The 6,263-nt window shown below is 50.1% G+C and carries 5 protein-coding genes; 1 reads left to right on the top strand and 4 read right to left on the bottom strand.

Features of this window, described 5'->3' with window-relative positions; genetic code table 11:
- Nucleotides 1-35 precede the first annotated feature (35 nt).
- Together AC27IB_RS13550 and AC27IB_RS13545 are read right to left on the bottom strand one after the other, a co-directional pair.
- Nucleotides 36-3,164, bottom strand: a complete 3,129-nt coding sequence (locus AC27IB_RS13550; protein WP_487121536.1) for an efflux RND transporter permease subunit — start codon at nt 3,162-3,164, stop codon at nt 36-38.
- Nucleotides 3,165-3,196: 32 nt separating this feature from the next.
- A complete protein-coding gene (locus AC27IB_RS13545; protein ID WP_296051351.1) occupies nt 3,197-4,321 on the bottom strand; it encodes an efflux RND transporter periplasmic adaptor subunit in 1,125 nt (374 codons plus the stop codon).
- Nucleotides 4,322-4,451: 130 nt separating this feature from the next.
- Here AC27IB_RS13545 and AC27IB_RS13540 point away from each other — a divergent pair, with 130 nt between their 5' ends.
- On the top strand, nt 4,452-5,060 hold the full coding sequence (locus AC27IB_RS13540; RefSeq protein WP_487121534.1) for a TetR family transcriptional regulator: 609 nt from the start codon (nt 4,452-4,454) through the stop codon (nt 5,058-5,060).
- Nucleotides 5,061-5,135: 75 nt separating this feature from the next.
- Here AC27IB_RS13540 and AC27IB_RS13535 read toward each other — a convergent pair whose 3' ends face one another.
- Entirely contained in the window at nt 5,136-5,576 is a 441-nt protein-coding gene (locus AC27IB_RS13535; RefSeq protein WP_487121532.1) for a hypothetical protein, read from the bottom strand.
- A gap of 87 nt (nt 5,577-5,663) precedes the next feature.
- Nucleotides 5,664-6,227, bottom strand: a complete 564-nt coding sequence (locus AC27IB_RS13530; RefSeq protein WP_487121530.1) for a CBS domain-containing protein — start codon at nt 6,225-6,227, stop codon at nt 5,664-5,666.
- Nucleotides 6,228-6,263: the final 36 nt, after the last annotated feature.

The raw sequence follows: 6,263 nt of genomic DNA, 5'->3' as shown, positions 1-6,263 counted from the left end.
CGCATCAGCGGGGCTTTTTTTATCGGATGAAGCAGTTAGCTTTCCTGTTTGGTGTCTTCCTCGTGTGGGTGACGTTTAGCGCCAAACCACTTAACTACCATTACGTAGAACATGGGCACGAAGAAGATAGCCAGGAAGGTAGCGGCAAACATCCCGCCCATTACAGCTATACCAATAGCGTTCTGACTTTCAGACCCTGCACCGGTAGCAATAGCCAGCGGCGTGACACCCAGAATAAACGCCATTGAGGTCATCAGGATTGGCCGGAAACGCTGTTCCGCCGCGGTGATCACCGCTTCAAATATAGGCGTACCGTTGTCGTAGAGCTCTTTGGCAAATTCCACAATCAGGATCGCGTTCTTCGAGGCGAGCCCCACGGTAGTCAGGAAAGCCACCTGAAGATACACGTCGTTCGGCAAGCCAAAGATATAGGCAGCCACTACCGAACCGAAGATCCCCAGAGGCACCACCAGTAATACGGCAAAGGGCACGACCCAACTTTCATACAGTGCCGCCAGACACAGGAAAACCACGATAATCGACAATGCATACAGCATGGGGGCCTGTGAACCTGCGGCCTGTTCTTCATAAGACATGCCCGACCATTCAAGACCAAAACCGGCCGGCAGCTGGCCGACTAAGCGCTCGGCTTCTGCCATGGCTTCACCGGTAGAAATGCCTTCTGCCGGGCTGCCCTGGATGTTCACTGAGGAAATACCATTGAAGCGCTCAAGCTTAGGTGAACCGTAGTTCCATTCAACAGTAGAGAATGCGCTGAACGCCACCATATCGCCGTCGTTATTGCGCACGAACCATTTATCCAGATCTTCCGGGTCCATCCGATACGGTGCACCGGCCTGCATATAGACCCGCTTAATACGGCCTTTGTCGATAAAGTCGTTTACGTAAGCAGAACCCCAGGCAATGCTCAGCGTATTGTTGATATCACTCAGTGACAGCCCTAATGCAGAGGCCTTCTCATTGTCGATATTGACTTTAAACTCCGGCACATCGCTCAGACCATTAGGACGCACACCCACCAGCTTTGGATTCTGTGCGGCCATGCCAAGGAATTGATTACGCGCATTCATTAATGCCTCGTGGCCATTACCAGCACGGTCAACTAACTGAAAGTCAAAACCGGTAGCGTTACCCAGCTCACGAATAGGCGGCGGTAAAATGGGGAATACGCTGGCATCCTGAATTTGTGATAAGGCACCAAAGGCCTGACCAATAATCGAGAACGCACTCTGTGATTCGTCACGTTTTTCCCAGTCAACCAGGTGCACAAAGCCCATACCTGAGTTTTGTGCAGCACCGGCAAAACTAAAACCGACAATGGTAAAGATGTCTTTAACGGCTTCACTTTTCTGCTCCAGGAAGAAATCTTCGACCTGTTTAACCGATTCCAGAGTACGACCCGCCGTAGCACCGGCAGGTGCATTCACCAGTACCATGATGTTGCCCTGATCCTCATCGGGTAGGAACGCGCCGGGCAGTTGGGTGAAAATAGCGCCCATACCGACAACCAGCAATCCATAAACCAACAATGAACGTTTTACGCGGTGAGCAATGCCGGAAGAGATTTTACCGTAGTTATCACGCCCTTTATTGAAGAACCGGTTAAACCAGCCAAAGAAGCCGCGATCTTTCTTGTTTTCAACATCTTCTCTGCGTAGCAGGGCCACACACAACGTGGGAGACAGAATAATGGCAACCAGTACCGAGAACGTCATTGCCGATACAATGGTAATAGAGAACTGACGGTAGATTGAACCAGCCGAGCCACTAAAGAATGCCATGGGAACAAATACCGTAGACAGCACTACCGCTATCCCTACCAGTGCACTGGAGATTTGCGTCATGGATTTTTTGGTGGCTTCTTTGGCGTCGAGGCCTTCTTCTTCCATCAGACGTTCGACGTTTTCCACCACCACGATGGCGTCATCCACCAGCAGGCCGATAGCCAGTACCATGGCAAACATGGTCAGTACGTTGATACTGAAACCAAAGGCATACAGTACGGCAAAGGTACCCAACAGTACTACCGGTACGGCAATGGTGGGGACCAGCGTTGCACGCCAGTTTTGCAGGAATAACAGCATGACGAAGAATACCAGTACCACCGCTTCGACCAGGGTTTTTACCACCGAGGTAATCGACAGCTTGATAAACGGTGAAGAATCTACCGGATATACAATTTCTACACTGTCAGGCAGATTAACCGCCAGTTCCTCTACCCGCTGTTTAACCGCTTCAATGGTATCCAGAGCGTTAGCACCACTAGCCAGGCTTACCGCCATACCCGAAGCTGGTCGGCGCTTATAGCGCGCAATGTAGCTGTAGTTCTCCGAGCCCAGTTCGACCTTGGCGACGTCTCTTAAACGTACCTGGGAGCCGTCGGTATTTACCCGCAGCACAATGTTTTCGAAATCTTCGGCCGTTTTTAACAGCGACTGTGCGGTAATGGTAGCGTTAATCTGCTGGCCTTCTACGGCGGGCATACCGCCTAACTGACCCGCTGAAATGTCGGTGTTTTGCGTTTGTACTGCGGCCCGCACATCCACCGGCGTGAGGTTATAACTGTACAGTTTATCCGGGTCCAGCCAGATACGCATAGAGCGCTGCGCGCCGAATACCCGCAGGTTACCCACGCCGTTCACCCGCGCAATCTGATCCTGAAACTGCGACACCAGCATATCACTCAGGTCAAACTGAGACAGGCTGCCGTCTTTGGAATAAAAGCCAACCACTACAGCAAACGCGTCGTTGGACTTATTCACGGTAACGCCCTGCTGTTGCACCTGAGTAGGCAGCAACGACATGGACGACTGTAACTTGTTCTGCGTTTGCACCTGGGCGATATCAGGATCGGTACCCGGCTCAAAGGTCAGGGTAATCGACATCCGCGCATTTTCACTACTGGAAATGAAATAGCGTAAATTGTCGATACCTGTCAGGCTCTGCTCAATAACCTGGGTGACCGTGTTTTCAATGGTTTCAGCCGAGGCCCCGGGATAGGCGGCGCTGATCGTTACCGATGGCGGTGCAACCTTGGGATACTGCTCAATGGGAAGCTCGCTAATTGACAGAATACCCGCCATCATTACGATGATCGCAAGTACCCAGGCAAACACCGGGCGGTCTATAAAAAAACGTGCCATATAAGATGATTTCCTGAATTAGTTAAAGCGCGTTAGCCCTGAGGCTGCCATGGTTTGGTATTGACCTGTGCACCCGGTCTGACCTTCTGGTAACCGGCAACGATGACTTTGTCACCGGCTGAAATGCCGCTGGTCACAATGTATTGATCACCATAGGTGCCCGAAATGGCAATGGTACGCGCTTCAACTTCGTTCTGAGCATTAACCACCATCACCGACAGCGACGTATCGGGCTGGCGGGTAGCGGCACGCTGCGGTACCAACAGCTCTTCGGTGTTGGAAATACTCACCCGCGCTTTGGTAAATAGCCCTGGCATCAGCAGCGATTCAGGATTAGGGAACTCTGCACGAAGGGCTACCGCACCGGTTGTTTCATCAACCGTGACTTCGGAAAATTTCAGCTTACCCTCGTGTTCATAGCTTTCGCCGGTCATATCGTCGAGCACTAACGTTACGGGCAACGTGCCACTCTCCTGCATCGCGCGACGCAGTTTGAGCACCCCTTTACCCGATTGTTGCATGTCAACGTAGATGGGGTCTAACTGGGTGATGGTGGCTAGCTGTTGGGTTTGGTTAGAGGTGACCAGTGCCCCTACGGTTACATAGGAACGGCTGATTTGACCGCTGATGGGCGCGTAAACTTTAGTGAACTCCAAATCTACCTGTGCCAGTGCCACAGCCGCCTGAGCAACAGAAATCTGTGCATCGGCCTGTGCTGCCTGGGCCACTGCATCATCGTATTCCTGTTGGCTGACCGCGTTTTTATCCAGCAGTCCCTTATAACGTTCTGAGCGCGCTTCCAGTGTTTTACGATTCGCTTCGGCGCTTTTAACATCAGCCTTGGCGCTGGCTAACTGGGCAGCGTAACGGGAATCATCAATTTGATACAGTTGCTGACCTTGCTCAACAAATGCCCCTTCTTCAAACAAGCGCTCGGTAATCACTCCTTCTACCTGAGGACGCACCTGTGACTGCCTTAAAGGACTCACACGGCCAGGCAAAGTAACGGTATTCTCAACCGGTTGAAGAACAACCTCGAGAACAGAAACAGTAGGAGGCGGCTGTTGGCCACCACCGGCGGCTTGAGGAGCAGGCTCCTGTGAACAACCTGATATTGCAATAATCGATATTGCTGCTATTACCAATTTTTTGATCATAAATACTTTTACTTTACTTTAATGGTTCCTGAGGACTACTTGACAGGAAAGCTGGACAAAAGGCTCTGTAAGTTATAGTTTAAAATACATTCATGTATGTATGTTGTCAATCAGCCCAAAAAGTCAGAATATGCGACGAACGAAAGAAGAAGCCGAACAAACCAGAAATGCCATTCTGGAAGCTGCAGTAGACGTCTTTACCGAAAAAGGCGTAGCCCGGGCTACTCTGGAACAAATTGCTAAAGCTGCAAATGTTACACGGGGTGCCGTTTACTGGCATTTCAAAAACAAAACTGACATCTTTATGGCTCTTCACGATGAGCTTCATCGCCCTTTTATACAAGACTTAGTAGACGGGCTGGAGAATACCGACGACGATCCGCTACAAAGCCTGAAAAGCTTCTGTATTGAACTGGTCACCCGTTTAGAAGATGACCTTTACCTGCGCCGTGTTCTTTCACTTTTTTTACTAAAATGTGACTACACCGGAAATCTGCAGGTATGCCAGGAGCGAACCTTTGATGCCCGCCAGGAAAAGAGTGAAGCCCTGTCTAAGTTCTTCGAAAAAGCCCAGTCCAAAGGCACCTTATCGGCTGATCTGGATCCAGAAACCATGACTCTGGCACTCAGTTGTTTTATACGCGGTATTGCCATGGAATATCTGGAAAACCCCGACAGTTTTTCTATACGTGAGGAAGCCCCAAAACTGTTCAATGTTTTTTTCAGAAAGTGGAATTAAGCAGCAGTAATCATGAGGTAACGCGAGGATGACTCGCCTCACTGACGCAGAGTGACGCAGGGGATACATTGCGATTCAGGCGAAGAACGCCCGAATCTGCTCAGCATCCACGGCAAAACCTGCGGTGCGAGCGAGGGTAATTGCCATGTCCAGATCCGAGACAAATTCCATGCTGAGGCTATGAGGCGCATAGATTTTTTTGATTTGCCTGACCGAAGTGGCCGCGGTTCGCGACTTTTCAGTTACTATGTACACCTGCCCCAGTCCGGCCGCGACAGCTCTGCCAATGCGTTCTGTTAGTGCCCGCTCAGCCTCTGGCACTAACAGGCTTTCACCAGAGAGCATGACAATATCGGCCCAGCGTAGCTGACCACTTTTATATACCGTTCCGGCGTAGGTCAGCCCGAAGTTTTCCACACATTCTGTGTTCCATGGACCTTTGGCATTCACCAACACAATGTCATTTACCATGGTTAAGACAAAATCACCGTGCTGTTTAATGTACCTGATATCCATATTGTCACTCCGTAAGCGAACCGGATTTCAGTGTAGCAAAAGCGGGCCTGCCGCGACACAGGGTTGTCGCGAACAGGCAAGAAGTGATTAGGCGGCAATAATATGCGAGAGTGCAGCAAAAGAAGGCTGAGTTTGAATATCCAGCGGCACACGCAGGATACGGGCAATATCACTAACGCTGATCACCCCGCGGATTTCATGCCCTACCTTATCAATCACCAGACAGTGCATAGCGCCATTCTCACACAGCGCATTAACCACATCGGACACACTGGACATTTTGAGCTCGTTATAATCAAAGGCCTGCAACATAGACTTAGGTTGCATCATATCGACCACCAGCAACTCGGTGCGGGGAATACCTAACTGAGCCACTCGCTGTAGTATTTTCTGTTCCGTGATATCAGCCAGGGTCACAATACCAACAAATTGTTCCCGTTGGTCCAGTACCAGTTTCATTTTAACGTGAGACTGGCGCATGAGTTTTTCGAGCTCAACGGCTTTCACATTACCGTCAATTACCAATGGCTGATGTTCATGAAAGTCAGTAAAAATACTTAATGCTGACGATTGCAGTTCAATATGTTCAAACACTTCAGGGTGAGCAAGGGTATCAATAGCTTCGGTTTTGCAAAGGGTTAAATTATGCATAGCATTATCCTCAATAAGTTAATTTGTAAGCGTCTG

Source organism: Alteromonas sp. 4NH20-0104 (assembly GCF_057547795.1).
Note: the sequence above shows the minus strand (reverse complement) of the source record. Positions and strands in the feature narration are given on the sequence as shown.